This is a genomic window from Actinomadura sp. DC4 (assembly GCF_030406325.1).
Taxonomy (GTDB): domain Bacteria; phylum Actinomycetota; class Actinomycetes; order Streptosporangiales; family Streptosporangiaceae; genus Actinoallomurus.
On sequence record NZ_JAUEQY010000007.1, the window covers coordinates 237,134 to 256,394 of the forward strand.

A 19,261-nucleotide genomic window follows, 5' to 3' on the forward strand; every position below is an offset into this window, starting at 1 on the left:
GACCACGGCTGGGACGCCCGATGGCGGTGTCCCGGAGGAGGATTTATGAATCAAAGCGACTTCCCGGGCGCCGCCGGGACGCCGGAGATCACCGTTGCCCAGGAGGACCGCGAGGGGGGTGTCACGGTCCTGGCGATCACCGGGGACCTCGACGTCGCCACCGGCCCGCAGCTGCGCGACCGGCTGATCCAGGTGATGGACGAGGGCCACTACCAGCTGGTTCTCGACCTGACCGACGTGCCGTTCCTGGACTCCCTCGGTCTGGGCGTGATCGTCGGCGTCGTGCACCGGCTCCGGCCCCACGACGGCGCGCTCGCGCTGGCGTGCGCCCGTCCTCCGGTCACCCGCGCCCTGAAGATCAGCGGGCTGACCAGCGTCCTCGCGGTGCACGAGGGTCTCGACGAGGCCGTCGCGGCGGTACGCGCCGGGCAGGCCCAGGCCGCCGCCGCGCCGAGGATCACCACCGAGCCGCCCGAACCCGGTATGACCGCCGGCTGAGCCAGGGACTTAAAAAATCCGTATGTCCCGTTTCAACGTTGGAATGAGAGATTTGCCGTTTCCGCGATATATGTCCGTAACACATCGGACGTAAGCTCTGCGAATGGCGCAACCGACTGGGCTGGTGGCGATCGGTGTCGAAGAAGAGTTCCACACGATCGACCTGGAGACCCGCCGGCTCATCCCTCGAGCGGACAGCCTGCTCGCCCAGCTCCCCCGCAAGCGTTTCGGCACTGAGCTGCAGCGTTCGGTCGTGGAGACGAACAGCCGGCCGTACGTCCGGCTGATCGATCTCGCCGAGGACCTCGCGGCCCTGCGCCGCGGTGTCGTCGCGGCGGCCGAGGGGCTCGGCATGGGCATCGTGGCGGCCGGCACGGTGCCGGTCGCCGACCTTGACTCCCTCAAGGTCACACCGGACCCGCGCTATGAGAACATGCTGGACGAATACCAGCTTCTCGCCCGCGAACAGCTCATCTGCGGCACGCAGGTGCACGTCGACGTACGCGACCGCGACATGGCGGTGGCGGTGGCGAACCGCGTGACGCCGTGGCTGCCGGCCCTGCTCGCACTCTCGGCCAGTTCGCCCTACTGGCTGGGCCTCGACACCGGATACGCCAGCTACCGCACGCTGCTCTGGTCCCGCTGGCCGACCACCGGGCCGCTCGGCGCCTTCGGGTCCGCCGCCGAGTACGACGAGATGATCGCCGACCTCGTACGGTCCGGCGTGATCAGCGACCCGGGCATGATCTATTACGACGTACGCCCGTCCGCGCACCTGCCGACGCTGGAGCTGCGGATCGCCGACGCCTGCCCGCGCGTCGAGGACGTCGTCCTGCTGGCCGGGCTGTTCCGGGCGATCGTCGTCGAGGAGATCAACGCCATGCTCGACGGCCGCCCGGCGTCCCCGATCCGCGCCGAGGTCGTACGGGCCGCGACGTGGCGGGCCGCGCGCTCCGGCCTGGAGGGCGAGCTGGTCGACCCCGCCGACGGCACCCCGGTGCCGGCGCGGCAGCTCCTGCGCCGGCTCCTCGAACGCCAGCGCCCCCGGCTGGAGGAGGCCGGCGACTGGGAGCTGGTGACCGAGCTGACCGAGGCCGCGGTCGAGCGCGGCAGCTCGGCGGCCCGCCAGCGCCAGGCGTTCGCGCGGGGCGGCCTGACCGAGGTCGTGGACATGCTCGTCGCCGAGACCAGGGCCAACACCGACTGGGTGCCGGGCGCGGGCCCGGAGCGCCGGGCGGTGACCGAGATGCTGTCCGGCTACGACGCCTCCTGCGACGAGGCGATCGTCTTCGACGGCAGCGCCCGCGGGCCGTACGGCTTGGTGCTGACCGCGCTCGACCGGATCGGCGCCGACGGGCTGCGCGAGCGCGAGCAGCAGCGCGACGAGGTCCAGCGCGGGCTGGGCATGACGTTCCACTTCGACGGCGAGGACGACCGGCTGTTCCCGTTCGACCTGGTGCCGCGGGTGGTCGCGGCCGAGGACTGGGACTTCCTGCGCACCGGGCTGGTTCAGCGGGTGCGCGCCCTGGAGGCGTTCCTGCGGGACGCGTACGGCGCTCGGGAGGCGATCAGGGACGGCGTGCTCCCCGCCTGGACGGTCGACGACTCCCCGGGGCTGCATCCGGCCGGATACCAGGTGCCGGCCGGGGTCGTACGCTGCGCCGTCGCGGGCATCGACCTGGTCAGCGACGGGGCCGGCCGCTGGACGGTCCTGGAGGACAACCTGCGCGTACCGTCCGGGATCGGGTACGCGATGGCCAACCGCTGGCTCGCCGCGCGGGTGCTGCCCGAGCTGGTGCTCGCCGCGCACACCGCCTCTCCGGCGCGCGCGGTGGCACTCCTCAAGTCGGCGCTGACCGCGACCTCGGGCGAGGCGGCCCTCATCACGATCGGCCCCGACGACTCGGCCTTCTTCGAGCACCGGCTGCTCGCCGACGAGATGGGCATCCCCCTCGTACGGCCCGGTGAGCTGACCGCCGACGCCGACGGCGTACGGACCTCCGGCGGCGACCCGCTGCGGGTGCTGTACCGGCGCATCGACGAGGACGAGCTGTTCGGCGCCGACGGGGCGGACGGCCGCCCGCTGGGTCCCGGCCTCCTGGCCGCCGTCGAGAGCGGCGCGCTGCGGCTCGCGAACGCCCCCGGCAACGGGGTCGCCGACGACAAGGCCCTGTACGCCTACGTGCCACGGCTCGTGGAGTACTACCTCGGCGAGCGGCCGCTGCTGGCGAATGTGCCGACCTACCTCTGCCGCGACGCCGAGCAGCGGGCCGAGGTGCTCGACCGGCTGGAGGAGCTCGTCGCCAAACCGGTGGACGGGTACGGCGGGAAGGGCGTGGTCATCGGGCCGGACGCCTCACGGGGCGAGCTCGACGAGGTCCGTACGCTGATCAAGGCGGAGCCGGACCGCTGGGTGGCCCAGGAGACCGTACGCCTGTCGACCCACCCGACCTTGGTCAAGGGTGGGCTGGAACCCAGGGCGGTCGACCTGCGAGTATTCGTCTGCACGGGTGACGAGCCGGTGGTGGTGCCGATGGCGCTGACCCGGGTCGCGCCCGCCGGCAGCAGGATCGTCAACTCCTCCCAGGGAGGTGGGTCCAAGGACACTTGGCTCATGCAGTGACCCCTCGCGAAAGGACGAGTCTTCGATGCGGATGCGGATGCGCCGATGTGCGGGCTGAGCGGCGAGGTGCGACTGGACGGCGGTGCCGCCGACGTCGCGGCCGTCGCCGCGATGACGCGCGCGATGGAGCCCCGCGGCCCTGACGGCACCGGGCTGTGGTCCCAGGGGCCCGTGGCGCTCGGCCACCGGCGGCTGAAGATCATCGACCTGTCGGACCGCGCCGCCCAGCCGATGACCGACAGCGAACTCGGCCTGACCGGCGTCTTCAACGGCTGCCTCTACAACTACCAGGACCTGCGCGAGGACCTGCGAGCCGAGGGTTACCGGTTCTTCTCCACCTCCGACACCGAGGTCCTGGTCAAGGCCTACCACCGGTGGGGCCGTGCGTGCGTCGAGCGCTTCATGGGCATGTTCGCCTTCGCGATCGTGGAACGCGACACCGGCCTGGTCGTCCTGGGCCGCGACCGCCTCGGCATCAAGCCGCTGTACGTCACGCGGGACGCGCGGCGGGTGCGGTTCGCCTCCACGCTGCCCGCGCTGCTGGCCGGCGGCGGCGTCTCCACCGACATCGACCTGGAGGCGCTGCACCACTACATGACGTTCCACTCGGTGGTCCCGCCGCCGCGCACGATCTTCACCTCGGTGCAGAAGCTGCCGCCCGCGACCGTACGGACGATCTCCCCCGACGGCACGACCGAGGACGTGACGTACTGGCGTCCGCGGTTCACCCGGCACCTGTCGCGGGAGGACTGGAGCGCCGCGGTGCTCGAGAGCCTGCGCACCGCCGTCGACCGGCGGATGGTCTCCGACGTGCCCGTCGGCGTGCTGCTGTCCGGCGGCCTCGACTCCAGCTTCATCGTGGCGCTGCTGGCCGAGGCCGGGCAGCGGGACCTGAAGACGTTCAGCATCGGGTTCAACGCGGCGGGCGGCGAGTCCGGCGACGAGTTCGGCTACTCCGACCTGATCGCCGAGCGGTTCGCCACGGACCACCACCAGATCCGGATCGACGACGCGCGCCTGCTGCCCGCGCTGACCGGCGCGGTCGCGGCGATGAGCGAGCCGATGGTCAGCCATGACGCCGTGGCGTTCTACCTGCTGTCGCAGGAGGTGTCACGGCATGTCAAGGTCGTCCAGTCCGGTCAGGGGGCGGACGAGGTCTTCGCCGGGTACGACTGGTATCCCCCGCTCGCGGACGTGCCACGGCCGGGCGTGACCGACGCGTACTCCCGGGTGTTCTTCGACCGGCCGCACTCCGCGCTGGCCGGCGTGCTCAGCCCGGCCTACCTCCTGGGCGCCGACGTCAGCCGCGACTTCGTCCAGGCGCACTTCGACGCGCCGGACGCCGAGACCGCGCTGGACGCTGCGCTGCGGCTCGACACCACGGTGATGCTGGTCGACGACCCGGTCAAGCGGGTCGACAACATGACGATGGCGTGGGGTCTGGAGGCGCGTACGCCGTTCCTCGACCACGAGCTGGTCGAGCTGGCCGCGTCCTGCCCGCCCGCACTGAAACTCGCTTCGGACGGCAAGGGCGTGTTGAAGGACGCCGCGCGGGGAATCGTGCCAGACGAAGTGATCGACCGGACGAAGGGATACTTCCCGGTGCCCGCCATCAGGCACCTGTCCGGTCCGTACCTTGAAATGGTGCGCGAGGCGCTGCACGCGCCGGCGGCGAAGTCACGTGGCCTGTTCCGGCAGGACCACGTCGACGAGCTGCTGGCGGCGCCGAGTGAGCACCGTACGACTCTGGGCGCGAGCGCGCTCTGGCAGCTGGCGCTGCTGGAGCTGTGGCTTCAGACGCACGGAGCATAGGCCAACGCAACCGACGGAAGGGGAAATCACGTCAATGTGCCGCCACTTCGCCTGGCTCGGCAGGCCCAGGACCTTGGCCGAACTCATTCTCCAGCCCTCCTACGGGTTGCCGCACCAAGCCTCGCGGCCGCGCTGGCAGAACATCGATCTCGTGAACCGCGACGGCTTCGGCGCCGGCTGGTTCCCGCTCGGCGAACCCGCACCGGCGATCTCGTACCGCCGCGCCGTGCCCATGGAAGAGGACGCGGCGTTCCCCGCACTCGCCGCGCGAACCTCGGCGTCGTGCGTGATTGGAGCGGTCCGCGGCGCGAGCCCGGGCATGCCGATCGAGGCCGAGGCCACCGCCCCGTTCACCAACGGCGGATGCCTGCTCAGCCTCAACGGCCACCTCGACCGGGAAAAGACGGCCCACCTGCTGGAGCCGGGATACGCACCGGAGTCGACGTGTGACTCGGCGCTGCTGGCCACGCTGCTGTGGCAGCGGCTGGACAGCGGGCAGCCGCTGGAGTTCGCCGTGGTCGGCCTCCTGGAGACGATCGCCGGGCTGGACTCGAACGCCTGCCTGAACATGCTCGCCACAGACGGCGCCCAGATCGTGGCGACCACGTGGGCGGAGACGCTCTGCTACCGGACCGAGGACGACGGCGTCCTGGTGGCCAGCGAGCCGCATGACGACGATCCGGGGTGGATCAGAGTGCCGGACCGGCACGTCGTCGTGGCGGACGCGCTCGGTGTCGCCGTCCGCCCGCTGCGGGACGACGGCCTGTCCGAGCTTCCGCCCCTGGCCGGCGACTCGGCCGCCTGACCTTCTCGCCGTGACCACCATGGCCCCGGGCGGCTTTCGGCCGCCCGGGATTCGTCATGGCGTCGTCCAGGGGTTACCGGCGGGTCTGGCTGCCGGCCACGCCGCCGTGACGGCGAAGTCCGGCCGGACAGTCACCGCCTTTTCGGTCTGGGCGTTAATGGCGGGTTCCGGTGGTCGGTGGTTTCCTGGCGTGGACGCCGACGTTCCCCGCGAAGGGTCGGTCATGGAGGCTGCTCCGACGGAGACCGGCAGCCGGGCGGTCAGGCGCGTGCAGCTGCTGCTGGCCTGCACGCTCGGGCTGACGGCGCTGTACGGGCTGACGGCTGCCATCACGTTGTCCCGTGGCCACGCGACCGTCGCCGAGGCGCGCGAGCGTGGCGTGCCGGCACTGCTCGGCGCGCTGACCGCCCACTCCGCGCTGTCCGACGCCGACCGGGCGGCCTGGACCAGCTTCCGCTCGGGCGAGGCGCAGCTGATCGGTCCCGGCCCGAAATACCAGAACGACATCACCACCGCCGGCCAGAACCTCGAACGCCTCGCGGTCCTCGACACCACCGGAACGCGCGGGCGGCAGTTGCTCCAGGCCGTCAACGGACAGCTCGTCACCTACCAGGGACTCGTCGAGCAGGCCGACGCGACGTACCGGCAGGGCACCCGGCAGCTCGGCTACACCTACCTGACGTACGGGTCGACGCTCCTGCACGGACCCGGCGGGCTGCTCGGCCAGATCGACGAGATCGCCGCCCTCAACCGGGCCGAGCTGGATCGCGGCCGTAGGAGCGTCTGGGTCGCCCCGGGTCTGTCCCTCGTGGTGGTGGCGGCCGCCGCCGCACTGCTCGCCTGCCTGGTCTGGGCGCAGGTCCACACCGCACGGGCCTTCCGGCGCACCCTCAACCCGGCGCTGCTCCTCGCGAGCGTGCTGGTGGCCGGGCTGACGGGGTGGGACCTCGACGCCGTCGCGCGCGGCGAGCACGCGCTACGGACCGCCGAGCGGCGGGCGCTGCCCGCCGCGGTGCTGCTCTGGCAGAGCCAGATCGACCGCGCCGACGCCGAGTCGCGCGGGTTGCGGGAGGGCCGGAGCGCCGCCCGGTCCGGCGACCGCCCGGCCGGTACGGCCACCGGCTCCGCCGAGGCTCGGCTCGACTCCCTGCTGGCGACGGCCGCGGACGACCGGGGGCTGCCGCTCGCGCTCCCGCTCGCCGGCCTCGCGATCGCCCTGCTGGCCGGCGCCGGACTCGGCGTCCGCCTCGCCGAGTTCAGGGGATGATGATGCGTTTCGTCATGGCAGTGGTGCTGCTCTGCGGGCTGGCCGTGGCCTCCTGCGGCACGTCCGGGTCCGGGGCGGACGTCACGGTCCTCGGCCCGTGGACGGGTCAGGAGGCGAGCGGTTTCGCGGCCATGTTCGCCGGTTTCGAGAAGAGCACCGGCATCGACGTCCGCTACATCGGCACCCGCGACGCCGACGCCGTACTCGCCAGTGAGATCGAGAACGGCGATCCCCCGGACGCCGCCGTGCTCTCCACGCCCGGGGAGCTGCGGCAGTACGCGGCGGCCGGGCGGCTGGTCCCGCTGGATCGCGTCCCGGTCCCGGCCGGCGCCTACACACCCGCCGTACGGGCGCTGACGGTCACGAGCGGGCCGGGCGGCGACCCGCACCCGTACGCGATCATCATCAAGGCGGCTCTGAAGAGCGTCATCTGGTACAGCCCCCGCACGCTGCCGCCCGCGCTCCGCTCCACGGTCACGGCCCCGGATCTGACCTGGCAGCGGCTGGCCGACCTCCGTCTCACCTGGTGCATGGGCGTGGCGGACACCTCGAGTTCGGGCTGGCCGGGCACCGACTGGGTCGAGGACCTCCTGCTCCACCGGTCCGGGCCGCGGAAGTACGACCAGTGGGTGGCCGGCCGCCTGCCCTGGACCTCCCCCGAGGTACGCGACGCGTGGCGCGCGTTCGGGGCGATCGCCGCCAAGGCCGGCGGCACCGACCACGTCCTGCTGACCGGCTTCGGGCAGGCGGGCGCCCCGATGTTCGCGCCCCGTCCGGGCTGCCTGCTGGACCACGAGGGCTCGTTCATCACGGCGTTCTACTCCGGTACGCCGGGGACCGAATACGACTTCGTCCCGTTCCCGCCGGCGGGCAAGGCCGGGCAGGGCGCCCAGGAGATCGCCGGTGACCTGCTGGGGATCTTCCACGGGACCTCCGCCGCCCGCCGGCTGGCCGCCTACCTCACGACCCGCCCCGCGCAGGAGGCCTGGGCCCGCCGCCTGGCCAGCGGTGCGTACTCCCTGAACCGGCAGGTCCCGATCGGCGTCTATCCGGACCCGGTCGCCAAGAAGATCGCGACCGGCCTGACGCACGCCGGCACGGTGCGCTTCGACGGCAGCGACTCCATGCCCCAGACCATGGCGAGCGCCTTCGACAACGCCGTCCTGGAGTACCTCGCGGCCCCGGACCACCTCGACGCCCTCCTGTCCGCCCTGGACAAGGTGCGGTCCGTGGCGTACTGACCGGTGTTCAAGGTGTGGCCAGCAGGCCGTTCAGGGCCGCGTCGGCGACGGCGTCCGCGTCGGTTCCGGTCAGCGGCGCGTGGCCGCCGACCAGGCGGTAGACCAGCGGGCCGAGCAGCAGGTCGGTGGCCGTCTCGGCGTCCACGGACTCGCGTACCTCGCCTCGGGCCATCGCTCTCCCCCAAAGCTCCGCGCTCGCCGCCCGGCGGCCGGTCAGGAAGTGGTCGCGGAGGTACGCCGCGGCACCCGGGTCGCCGACCGTGGCCGCGAGCAGCTGCCCGAAGACGCGGCCGGCCCCGCTCGCGAGGAACTCGCTCGTCCGGCGCACCTGTTCGGTCAGGTCGCCGCGGGCGCTTCCGGTGTCCGGGAGCGCCGCCGCACCGGCCATCCGGCGGCCGAAGGCCTCGGCGGCGACCGCCGTGCGGTTCGGCCAGTGTTTGTAGATCGTCGCCTTGCTCACCCCCGACCGGGTGCTGATCGCGTCCACGGTCGCGTGCGCCAGGCCGCCCTCCTCCAGCAGCGCCACGGCCGCCGCGAGGACCGCGTCGTGCGCCCGCGCGCTGCGGCGGGGTGCCCGCGCGGGTCCGCTCACCGCACCGCCTCGGACAGCGCGGCGAACGCCTCGTCGCTCAGCTCGATCGACGCGGCGGCGACGTTGTCCTCCAGGTGCGCGACGGTCGAGGTGCCCGGGATCGGCAGCATCACCGGTGAGCGGCGCAGCAGCCACGCGAGCGCGAGCCGCGCCGGGGTCGCGCCGTACTCCGCGGCGAGTCCGGCCAGCTCACCACCTGGGACGGCGAGGCGGCCCATGGCGAGCGGGAAGTACGGGATGAACGCGATGCCCGCCCTCTCGGCGTGCTCCAGCAGCGGCTCGGCGGACCGGTCGCCCATGTTGTACATGTTCTGCACCGACGCGATGTCGGTGATCGCCCGCGCCCGCTCCAGCTCGTCGACGGTGACCTCGGAGAGGCCGATATGGCCGATCTTTCCCTCGTCCTGGAGGGTCTTCAGCGCGCCGATCTGGTCCTCGAACGGCACCTGCGCGTCGACGCGGTGGAGCTGGAACAGCTCGATGCGCTCGACGCCGAGGTGACGCAGGCTGATCTCGGCCTGCTGGCGGAGGTACTCCGGCCGGCCCAGCGTGATCCACTCGTCCGGCCCCGGCCGGGTCAGGCCGGCCTTGGTGGCGATGACCAGGTCGTCCGGGTACGGGTGGAGCGCCTTGCGTACGAACTGCTCGGCCACGAACGGGCCGTACGAGTCGGCGGTGTCGATGAAGGTCACACCGAGGTCGACCGCGCGGCGCAGCACTCGTACCGCCTCGTCCGGGTCGGCCGGGTCGCCCCAGACGCGGGGGCCGGGAAGCTGCATCGTGCCGTACCCGAGCCGGGTCACCGGCACGGTGCCGCCGAGCGTGAACTCCCCGGAGGCCTTCGCGGCAGCGGTCATCGCGGTCATGTCCCTCTCCTTCGACGGGGGCGCTCAGCCGAGTATCGCTCCCCGAAGGTTCCGGGATGACTTCGAGACTGCCGTGTTGACGTGCTATTCCGCCCAGAAGTCGATCAGTTGCTGCGCGGAGAGACGGACGGGTGGGACGCCGGGCATGGCGCGTCCCGTGGCAAGGGACCACGTCGTCATCAGCGTCAACGCGAGGTCGTCATCGGTCGAGCACAACCGGATCATGGGCTCTTTCGTTGCTTTCCACGTGAACCGGGAGGACATGAAGAAGGCTCCGGGTTGGTCCGAAGCGCCCCCACGCGCTCCGGACCAACCCGGCGGCGCCGCCACCCCTCCGGACAGCCCCGGTGGTCCGGCAAAGGAGCCGGCGCCCCCGATGAAGCTTCACGGCAGGTGCGAGATCGGATCCCGTCGCCTGGCGATTCAGTCACAGCCAAGCGCGGACGCCCCGTGCCCGGCCATCCCCGGATTCCGGGATATCGACGGTGAGGCGCGGCGCTTAAACTCGGCCGACATGAGCACCCTCATGCCCTGGGCGGCGCCGAGGAGGCGGCGATGACCTCGGCCGTGACCAGTGTCACCGCGCCTTCGGGTGACGTCACGGAGATCGCCGAGAACGAGCGGCTCGTCTTCGGCCGCGGGCCGGACGTGGATCTGATGATCTCGGCCGACCGCGGGCTCTCCCGCCGGGCGGGCATGATCAGTGGCGTACACGGCGGCGCCTGGGTGGCCAACCTCAGCAACACCCACGCGCTGTACGCCGAGTGCGACGGCTACCAGATCCGGCTGCCGCCGATGGAGGCGCCGGGTGAGCCGTCAGGGGGCTGGTTCATCCGCAAGGGGACCACGCTGGTGGGGTCGCGGGCCATGCTCGACGACGGCCAGCCCGTACGCGTGACGGTCGCGCCCACGACGCCCGGCACGGTACCCCCTCTCGGAGAGGCGCCGCCGGCGCGGCCCGACGACGACTCGACGCTGCTCCCCCTCTATCTGGACCCCAACACCAAGCTGTTCCTGGTCGCGCTGCTGTGGTGCCGCCCGTGGCTGGTGGACCCCACCCGTACGACGCCGCTCCCCCGTACGCCCGAGATCGCCCGCGCGGCGCTCGAGGTCACCGACGCGCACTACCAGCTCGAGCAGTTCGACCACGACCCGCTGTTCCGTGACCGCCTCGCCGCGCGGGTCGGCGAACACGTCAAGGTGCTGCGCCGCAAGATCAACCGCAGGGGGCTCGTACGGACCGGGACCCGGCTGTCCGACGAGGTGGCGGTCGGCGTGCTCATCGAACACGCGATCATCACGTTCTCCGACCTCGGCCGACTGAGCGACCCGTCGTGGTGCTCCCGCCAGGAGGACCTGTGGTGGGACCGGTCGCAGTGACTCATAACCGGTTGACCGTGAACGAGGCCCGCAAGGGATCTCTGTCGCCGGGCACCGTCACTCTGATCTGGTGCTTCCCCGGGGGGATCTTGCCCGCGAAGAACTCATGCGTCTGGTTGATGACGTAATTGAACGAGCCGCCGAAGTCGACGACGGGCATGACCGGCGACGTCCGCCGGCCGTCGAGCCGGAGCGTGACCTTGCGGCCGGGGGTCAGTCCGGTGCCGTGCACGACGAACGTGGTGTCGCCGTCGCCGTACGGCTGGTTGAGCTCGATCTTGGGCGAGCCGGAGGAGCCCTGGGAGGGATCCTGGCCCGGCACGCCGCGAGGCGGCCCCGCGGGCGGATGCTCGTCGGACGGCCCGGGCGGCGGGCCGCCGAACGACCGGCCGACCGCGATGCCCGACACCACCAGGGCGGCCGCCAGGGCCACCGCTCCCGCGATCGCCGTTACACGGCCGAACCGGCCGGCCCACGAGGCGGAGTCCACCGTGTCGGCGGTGCCCGCCTTCGAACCTCCGGGCGGGCGTACCTCCGGCTGGGGCGGACGCGGCACGGCGGCGTCCCGCATCGCGGTGGGAGAGTCCAGTGTCGCGTCGCCGACCGCCGAGGTCGGCGCCGCCGACGGCCACTTCCGCCGATACTCCTCGATCAGCGCGAGCGCGTCGTCCGGCAGGGGCGCGGTACGGAACTCGTGCTCGCCCTCCTTCTCCACCTGGGCCGCGACGCGGGCCAGCAGGGCGGCGGCCGTGGGCCGGGCGACCGGGTCGCGCTCCAGGCAGTCGAGCATCAGCTCGGCCACCTCTTCGGGCAGGCCGGTCAGGTCCGGCGGCTCGGTGGCCAGCCGGATCAAGATGTCGGTCACCGAGTCGCCGGTGTACGGCGGGTGGCCGGTGGCGGCGAACAGCAGCGTCGAGCCGAGCGCGAACACGTCGCTCGCCGCCACGGTCTGGCGGCTGTCCCGGGCCTGCTCGGGCGCCATGTACGCGGGGGTGCCCACGGCCTGGTGCGTCGCGGTGACCGTGACCCGCTCGGCCGCCCGCGCCACCCCGAAGTCGATGACGCGCGGCCCGTCGGCGGAGACCAGGACGTTGGAGGGCTTGAGGTCCCGGTGCACCAGCCCGGCCTTGTGGATCGACTCCAGCGCCTCGGCGCACCCGGCGGCCAGCCACCTCAGCGCGGGCACCGGCAACGGCCCGCAGACGCGTACGAGCTGGTCGAGGGAGGGCGCGGCGATGTACGCGGTGGCGAGCCAGGGGATGTCGGCCTCGGGGTCGGAGGCGACGACCGCGGCGGTGAAGACCCCGCTGACCCGGCCCGCGGCGGCCACCTCGTGCGCGAACCGCGTACGGAAATCGGCCTCGCCGGCGAACTCACTCTTGATCGTCTTGACCGCGACCAGCCGGCCCGACGCGGACTTGCCCAGGTAGACGCGGCCCATGGCGCCGGTGCCCAGCCGGCCCAGGAGCACGTAACCGCCGATCCGCGGTGGGTCCTGCCCTGACAACGACTCGAGCCTCGTGTGCTCCGACGCCATCCGGTCTCCTCCACTGAGCCGACAATCGGCACCATCTTCTCGATTTCCGACAGGAGTCGGGCGCGTTCCGACGACTTCTCTCCCGCGATCGGCCGATTGGCGCTTACTGGCCGCGGAGTCTATGGCGCAAAGCAAGACGGCAGTAGATCATCGCCACGTAGACCCCAGACCCCGCGAAAGAGGACATCTTCATGGGCGATCCCGCGAGGTTCACCGGTGCGCGCACCCCGCGTGCCGTGTTCAGCGGATGGGTGGTGCTGTCCGCGCTGGTGGCGGTGGCGGCGTTGCCGCTGACCGCGACACCCGCCACCGCCGTGAGCGGTCCGAAACCGACGCCGAACCCCTGGCAGATGCGGCACTGGCCGCAGACCCAACCCTGGCAGCGGGCCCAGCCCGCGCGGTCGTACTCCGCGGCCGCGCCGCGCCCCATCGACCCGCAGAACTACGAGCTGCCGGACACGATGACCTGGGACGACTACAAGGCGATCCCGGGCACGACGTGGAACGACCCCGCCAAGAAGGGTTCGATCAAGAACTTCAAGGGCGCGCTCGTCCTGGTCGACTACCCGAACCAGTCGTTCGTCGTGAGCCAGCCGAAGAACTCCACCATCTACGGCAACCCGACCTCGGTCAGCGACGTGCCGCGGGACCAGGTCCCGGCGTTCTACAAGGACTTCCTCAACACCCCGAGCACGCTCAACCACGGGCACACGATCAATGAGTACTGGATGGAGGACTCCGGCGGCCGCTACGGCATCGACCTCGGCGACTTCGGCCCGTACCGGATGCCCGCCAAGAGCCATGAGTACGGCGTCGAGCGCAGCTTCCAGGGGACCATGGGCTGCCCGGCGGGCGACACCTGCAACCGCGACTTCCGTACGGACGCCCGCGCCGCGTGGATCGCGGACGTCGGCGCGGACGTCGCCGCGCAGTACGACTTCGTGTTCTTCCTCAGCGCCGGCCAGGACGAGAGCTCGACCTGGCAGGAGTTCGGGCAGATGAAGTTCAACACCCAGGACGAGGTCACCGACGACTGGGGACCGCCGGACGCCGCGCTGCCCAACTGGAACAAGACCCGCTACGTGCCCTGGACCTCGTGGCAGGCCTCGGCCAACATCTGGCCGAACGCCGCCTCGGGCAGTTCCATCCAGGCGGAGAGCTCGGGGATGGGCACCTTCGCCCATGAGTTCAGCCACATCCTGGGCATCGGCGACAACTACAACAACCCGTACTCGATCCCGCCACGCCGCGACTACTCCGGGCCCTGGGACATGCTGAGCCGTGGCACCTTCAACGGCCCCGGTGGCCCGCACAGCCGATGGCTGATCCCCGGCACCGCCGGCAGCTCGATGGGCGCCGAGCACATGCTCCGCGAGAAGGTGAAGCTCGGCATCGTCGACCCCTCGACCGTCCTCAACCTGACCCGCGACGGCGTGGCCGGCTCGGGCGTGGTGGTGGCCAAGGTGAAGGCCCGCGAGGTGCAGGCCCAACCCGGCGAGCTGACAGGCGTCAACCTGGCGATGGGCGATGACCGCGATCCGGCCTGCGACGTCTCCACCGATCCCATGTGCGACGGCGGCGGCTACAACAACTACACCGTCGAGGTCGTCGACCGGATGGGCTTCGACTCCTTCACGCCGGACAGCGGCGTGCTGCTGTCCAAGACCAAGAACCAGGACGCGGCGCCGTTCATCTGGGTCGTGGACGCCCACCCGGAGGACATCGACAAGGTCGACTTCGTGCTGCCGAACGGCACGCCGCAGAAGATGACCATCGGCGACTACCGGCAGCTGTCCGACGCGCTGTTCCACGCCGGCGCCGACTCGGGCAGCCAGTACGAGTTCACCGACCAGGCCAACCGGCTCCACTTCTACGTCCTGGACATCAAGCGCGACAAGTCGGGCGTGCTGTCCTACACGGTGGCGGTCCGGTCGCTGGACGGTTCGGGCTCGCAGGCCCGTGGCGTACGGCTCTCCCCCGGCCTCGGCATCGCGGCACCCCAGCGGGGATGGGCGAAGTGCACGTTGCCGCTGACCAACACCGGTAAGGCCGGCACCGCCCCCTACGCCGACTCCGACGTCTACCGGCTGTCGGCGACCGCCTCGGGCCGCGGCTGGTCGGCCTGGCTGCCCAACGCACTCGCCACCGCGAAGGCCGGGCAGCGTACGACGGTGCAGGTCTACGCCAAGCACACCGTGGGCGGGGCCCACCTGGGCCAGGTGAGACTGACCGCCACCTCCGAGAGCGACCCGTCGAAGAAGGCCACGACGACCTGCGCGGTCATCGGCTGACGAAACGGCCGCCGCGGCCTCGTATGGCCGCGGCGGCCGTCCGGCGGGCCGGGCTACGCCGACAGCGTCGGAGTCGGGACGAGGGCCGGGCCCAGGTCGCGGGCGAGCGTCACGGCCAATGAGCGGATGGCGCGCACCTCCGGCCGGCGGTCGTCCCGGCGGGTGGCGAGCACGCTCGCCTCCCACGGGGCGTCGAGGACCGGCACGCAGCGGACGCCGGGCCAGCGGTAGTAACGGCCGAAGGAGTGGAGCGTGCACGCCACGCCCTGACCGGCGGCGACGCTGGTCAGCAGGTCCTGGGCCGACCGCACCTGGTCCGATCCGCGACGGGGCGGCACGCCGCCGCGCACCGCCATGAGGTAGCCGTACTCCGCGAACCTGCGCGGCGTGGTCTCGGGCAGGCTGACATAGCTCAGCTCCAGCACGTCGGCGACCCGCACCTGCTCGGCGTCGGCGATCTCGCAGGCCGTCGGGGCGATGATCATGCGGGGTTCGACGGTGAGCGGCTCGACCGCGAGCCGCTCGTCCTCGGGCGCCGGGCGTACGAAGGCGACGTCGACCCGGCGGTCGAGGAGCGGCGTGACGTACTCGGTGAAGCTCAGGCTCTCGACGGTCAGCCGGATCCCCGGATGCGCCTGCCGGAAGGCTCGCAGGACGGCGGGGGTCAGCTCCGCCGAGCCCGGCGCCATCACGCCCACGCGGAGCGGTACGCAGGCGTTCCCGGCCCGCAGGTCGTGGACCGCGTCGGAGGCCTGCCGCGCGGCCTCCACGACCGCTCGCGCGTGCGGGATGAGGCGTTCGCCCGCGGGGGTGAGCGCGAGCGGAGAGCGTTCGAGGAGCGGCATGCCGATCTCGCGTTCGAGTCGGCGGATGTGGCCCGTCACCGCCGGCGGCGACAGGAACAGCCGGCGCGCGGCGCGGGCGAACTGCCCCTCTTCGACGACGGCGAGGAACGATTCCAGCTGGCGGAGCTCCACCAGCCCACGTTATATGACGTCAGTCGGATAACCCCAGGTCATTGACTATGGGCGGCCCGTACCCGAGAGGACGGGCCGCCCACACACTAACCCGAGTGACGGGGCCGCTTCGTGGTGGTCCAGACGAAGCTGACGTGTCCCGCGGCGCCCGTGGCGTCTGTGGCGGTCACGGTGACCGTCTTGGTGCCGGCGTGGCGGGCCTTGCCGGAGATGACCCCGGAGCGACTGATCGACAGGCCGGCCGGCAGGCTCTTCGCAGTGAAGGTGAGGTCGCCGCCGGCGGTCGTCACCGCCTTCACCGGCAGCGACACCCCGGCGTTCACGGGGCTGCTCATGCCGCGTGGGTTCAGCATCGTCACCGTGCTCCTGTGGCTCGACACTCCCGAGACGTTGCTGCGGAGCGCGCTCGTCACGTTGACCGAGCCGCTCAGCGGCAGGTTGCGGGAGGAGTCGCCGACGAGGATCTGGTAGGTGCCGGGCGTGGTCGTCCAGCCGGACGGGTCCGCCCAGTGCGCCAGGTCGTGCGCGGTGACGGTGAAGTGCACGGTCTGGCTCTGGCCGGGCTGCAGGTCGACCCGCTGGAAGCCCTTGAGCTGGTGCACCGGCTCGCCGGTCGAGGCGGGGTCGCCGACGTAGAGCTGGGCGACCTCGGCGCCGGCCCGCGCGCCGGTGTCGGTGACCGTGGCGGTCACCGTCGCGCCGCTTGAGCCGAGCGCGCCGACCTGCAGGTTGCTGAAGCCGAAGGTCGTGTACGACAGGCCGTACCCGAACGGGAAGAGCGGTGTGATGTTCTGCGCGTCGTACCAGCGGTAGCCGACCTTCAAGCCCTCGGAGTACTGCACCTGGGTGCCGTTGCCCGGCCACTGCGCCGTGGTGTGCGCGGGCACGTCGGCCAGGCTCGCCGGGAAGGTCACCGGCAGTTTGCCGGACGGGCTGACGTCGCCGAACAGGATCGCGGCCAGCGCGTTGCCGACCTCCTGGCCCGAGTACCAGCCCTCCAGCACCCCGGCGACCTGGTTCAGCCACGGCATGGTCACCGCGGACCCGGTGTGCAGGACCACGATCGTCTTCGGGTTGGCCGCGGCCACCGAGGAGATGAGCTGGTTCTGCTGGCCGGGCAGGTCGATCGAGGTGTTGTCGGAGCCCTCGTTCTGCGGGTAGGTCGCGAAGACGATCGGCACGTCCACGGCCTTGGCCAGGGCGACCGCCCGGTCGATGCCGCCGGTCCCGTCCGCCGCCTCGTACTGCACGGTGGCGCTGGAGCCGGCGCGGTTCTGGATGCCGGTCAGCGGCGAGACCGTGCCGGACGAGGTGACCGTGGCGCTGCCGCCGCCGACGCTCGCGACGCCCGCTCCGCCGTCGCCGCCGATGACCGCGATCTTTTTGGTGGTCGTCGTGGAGAGCGGCAGCACGCCGGCGTTCTTGAGCAGGACGGTGCTCTCCTGGCTGATCTGCCGCGCGGTGGCCTTGTGCGCGTCGGTGGTGACGACCGCGCCGGTCGACCCGGTCTTGGTCTTGTCGAAGAGCCCGAACGCGAACATCTGGGTCAGCACCCGGCCGACCATCGTGTCCAGCGTCGCCTGGGTGACCTGCCCGGAGGCCACGGCCTGCCGGAGCTGGTCGCTGAAGAACGCCGCGCCGGGCATCTCCATGGTCATGCCGGCGTTGGCCGCCGGCGCGGCCGAGTGCAGCGCGCCCCAGTCCGAGGTCACGAATCCGGAGAACCCCGCCTGCTGGTAGAGCGCGGTGTTCAGGATGTAGGGGTGCTGGCAGGCGAACGTCCCGTTGATCACGCTGTAGCCGCACATCACCGAGGCGGTGGCCCCTTGCGTGACCGCCGACTGGAAGCCGGGCAGGTAGATCTCCTGCAGCGTACGGGTGTCGACGATCGCGTTGTCCGCGCTGCCGTTGCGGTAGGTCTCCTGGTTGTAGACCGCTGCGTGCTTGGCCTGGGCCATCACGCCCTGGCTCTGCACGCCCTTGATCTGGGCGACGGCCATCTGGCTCGTCAGGTACGGGTCCTCGCTGAAGCTCTCGAAGCCGCGGCCCCAGCGCGGGTCGCGGTCGATGTTGAGTGTCGGGCCGAGGGCGACGTCCACACCCTTCCCGGCGAACTCATTGCCGGCCACCACGCCGTACTGCTGCTCCAGCGCGGTGTCGAACGTCGCGGCGCCGGCCACCGGCGCGGGAAGCTGCGTGACGCCGCCGAAGCCGTCACCGACCCCGCCCGGCCCGTCGTGCAGGCCGAGGGCCGGGACGCACAGTGACGGGATGGCGCTGGTGTTGCCGATGTACGGAGAGGAGTTGCCGTTGCCGTGCAGCATGGTGATCTTCTGGTCCTGGGTCATCTGCGCCATGAGCTGCGCGACCCGCTGGGCGACCGGAGCGGTCGAGCCCACCCACGGGCAGGAGCCGTCGCCGCCCCCTCCGTCGCCGCCGCCCACGGTGAAGACCGCGAACTCCCACAGCGAGTAGCCGTACGCGGTGGCGCGCGCCGTGCCGTACATCCGCACGTAGCGGCCGGTGCCGGTGATGCTCAGGGCCTGCGCGCCGCCGGCGCCGGTCGTGGTCGAGTAGATCGTCGACCAGGTGTTCCCGTCGGCGGAGACCTGGATCTGGAACGCCGTCGCGTACGCGGCCTCCCAGGTCAGCCGGGCCCCGCAGACCTGCTGTGAGGAGCCGAGGTCGACCTGCAGCCACTGCGGGTCGGCGAACGCCGAGGACCAGCGGGTGCCCGCGTCGCCGTCGGTGGCCGCCGAGGCCGGGGTGCCGGCGTTCTCGGCGGACGAGGCGGCCGCCGTCCGGTGCAGTGCGGAGTCCGCGGTGCCGCAGGTCGCGGCCGCCCCCGTGCCGTAGACCTTGAACTCCCACAGGGAGTAGCCCCACGCGGTGGCGCGCGCCGTGCCGTACATCCGCACGTAGCGGCCGGTGCCGGTGATGTTCAGCGTCTGCGTGCCGCCGGTGCCCGCCGTGGCCGAGTAGACGTTCGTCCAGGCCGAGCCGTCGGCGGAGGTCTGGATCTGGAACGCCGTGGCGTACGCGGTCTCCCACTGGAGGACGACCTGGCTGATCGTGGAGCTCGCACCCAGGTCGACGCGCAGCCACTGCGGGTCCGCCGCGGCGCTGGACCAGCGGGTGCCGGCGTCGCCGTCGGTGGCCGCCGTCGCCGGGGTGCCGGCGTTCTCGGTGGAGGAGGCGGTGGTCGGCTTGCCCTGGGAGAGCAGGACGGACGCGGCGCGGCCGGGCGGCGCGACGGCGGTCGAGGCGGCGATGAGCCCGATGAGGGCCACCAGGACGACCATCAGCGAACGCAGCGGCTGGAGTGTGCGTCTGGGGCGAACGCGCGGCATTACGGCTCCTCGGCCGGTGGGG

Annotated in this window: 13 protein-coding genes; 8 read left to right on the forward strand and 5 right to left on the reverse strand. The window is 71.9% G+C overall.

All coding sequences use genetic code 11. The features are described from left to right. The first annotated feature begins 45 nt into the window (after nt 1-45). The 6 genes from QWU11_RS14425 to QWU11_RS14450 all read left to right on the forward strand — a co-directional run bounded on the left by QWU11_RS14425 (nt 46) and on the right by QWU11_RS14450 (nt 8,246). Nucleotides 46-498 (forward strand): STAS domain-containing protein, encoded by a 453-nt coding sequence (locus tag QWU11_RS14425; RefSeq protein ID WP_290108417.1) that lies wholly within the window; start codon nt 46-48, stop codon nt 496-498. 103 nt (nt 499-601) lie between these two features. After that, nucleotides 602-3,121, forward strand: a complete 2,520-nt coding sequence (locus tag QWU11_RS14430) for a carboxylate--amine ligase/circularly permuted type 2 ATP-grasp protein (RefSeq protein ID WP_290108424.1) — start codon at nt 602-604, stop codon at nt 3,119-3,121. Nucleotides 3,122-3,166: 45 nt separating this feature from the next. Then, nucleotides 3,167-4,933 carry an N-acetylglutaminylglutamine amidotransferase gene (locus QWU11_RS14435; RefSeq protein WP_290108427.1) on the forward strand — a complete coding sequence of 589 codons (1,767 nt, stop codon included), beginning with the start codon at nt 3,167-3,169 and terminating at the stop codon, nt 4,931-4,933. Between the two features lie 73 nt (nt 4,934-5,006). Continuing rightward, entirely contained in the window at nt 5,007-5,738 is a 732-nt protein-coding gene (locus QWU11_RS14440) for a class II glutamine amidotransferase (protein WP_290108436.1), read from the forward strand. A gap of 223 nt (nt 5,739-5,961) precedes the next feature. Then, on the forward strand, nt 5,962-7,005 hold the full coding sequence (locus QWU11_RS14445; RefSeq protein WP_290108440.1) for a hypothetical protein: 1,044 nt from the start codon (nt 5,962-5,964) through the stop codon (nt 7,003-7,005). Nucleotides 7,006-7,019: 14 nt separating this feature from the next. Then, the gene (locus QWU11_RS14450) at nt 7,020-8,246 is read left to right on the forward strand and encodes an ABC transporter substrate-binding protein (RefSeq protein WP_290108454.1); all 1,227 of its coding nucleotides are present in this window, start codon (nt 7,020-7,022) and stop codon (nt 8,244-8,246) included. Nucleotides 8,247-8,253: 7 nt separating this feature from the next. On the opposite strand, the gene QWU11_RS14455 is transcribed toward QWU11_RS14450, so the two are convergent. Both QWU11_RS14455 and QWU11_RS14460 read right to left on the reverse strand, forming a co-directional pair. Then, a complete protein-coding gene (locus QWU11_RS14455) occupies nt 8,254-8,838 on the reverse strand; it encodes a TetR/AcrR family transcriptional regulator (protein WP_290108456.1) in 585 nt (194 codons plus the stop codon). Next, a complete protein-coding gene (locus QWU11_RS14460) occupies nt 8,835-9,704 on the reverse strand; it encodes an aldo/keto reductase (RefSeq protein WP_290108462.1) in 870 nt (289 codons plus the stop codon). Before QWU11_RS14460 ends, QWU11_RS14455 begins: the two co-directional genes overlap by 4 nt. Nucleotides 9,705-10,259: 555 nt before the next feature. On the opposite strand from QWU11_RS14460, the gene QWU11_RS14465 reads away from it, so the two are divergent. Then, nucleotides 10,260-11,084 carry a hypothetical protein gene (locus tag QWU11_RS14465; protein ID WP_290108464.1) on the forward strand — a complete coding sequence of 275 codons (825 nt, stop codon included), beginning with the start codon at nt 10,260-10,262 and terminating at the stop codon, nt 11,082-11,084. A gap of 1 nt (nt 11,085) precedes the next feature. On the opposite strand, the gene QWU11_RS14470 is transcribed toward QWU11_RS14465, so the two are convergent. Continuing rightward, on the reverse strand, nt 11,086-12,621 hold the full coding sequence (locus QWU11_RS14470) for a serine/threonine-protein kinase (protein ID WP_290108467.1): 1,536 nt from the start codon (nt 12,619-12,621) through the stop codon (nt 11,086-11,088). Between the two features lie 191 nt (nt 12,622-12,812). Between QWU11_RS14470 and QWU11_RS14475 the strand changes: the two genes are divergently transcribed. Further along, complete coding sequence (locus tag QWU11_RS14475) at nt 12,813-14,912, forward strand: M6 family metalloprotease domain-containing protein (protein WP_290108471.1); 2,100 nt, start codon at nt 12,813-12,815, stop codon at nt 14,910-14,912. Between the two features lie 53 nt (nt 14,913-14,965). Here the strand turns inward: QWU11_RS14475 and QWU11_RS14480 are convergent, their stop codons facing one another. Next, nucleotides 14,966-15,889, reverse strand: a complete 924-nt coding sequence (locus QWU11_RS14480; RefSeq protein WP_290108497.1) for a LysR family transcriptional regulator — start codon at nt 15,887-15,889, stop codon at nt 14,966-14,968. Nucleotides 15,890-15,975: 86 nt separating this feature from the next. Continuing rightward, on the reverse strand, nt 15,976-19,239 hold the full coding sequence (locus QWU11_RS14485) for a glycoside hydrolase family 3 C-terminal domain-containing protein (protein ID WP_290108500.1): 3,264 nt from the start codon (nt 19,237-19,239) through the stop codon (nt 15,976-15,978). Nucleotides 19,240-19,261 lie beyond the last annotated feature (22 nt).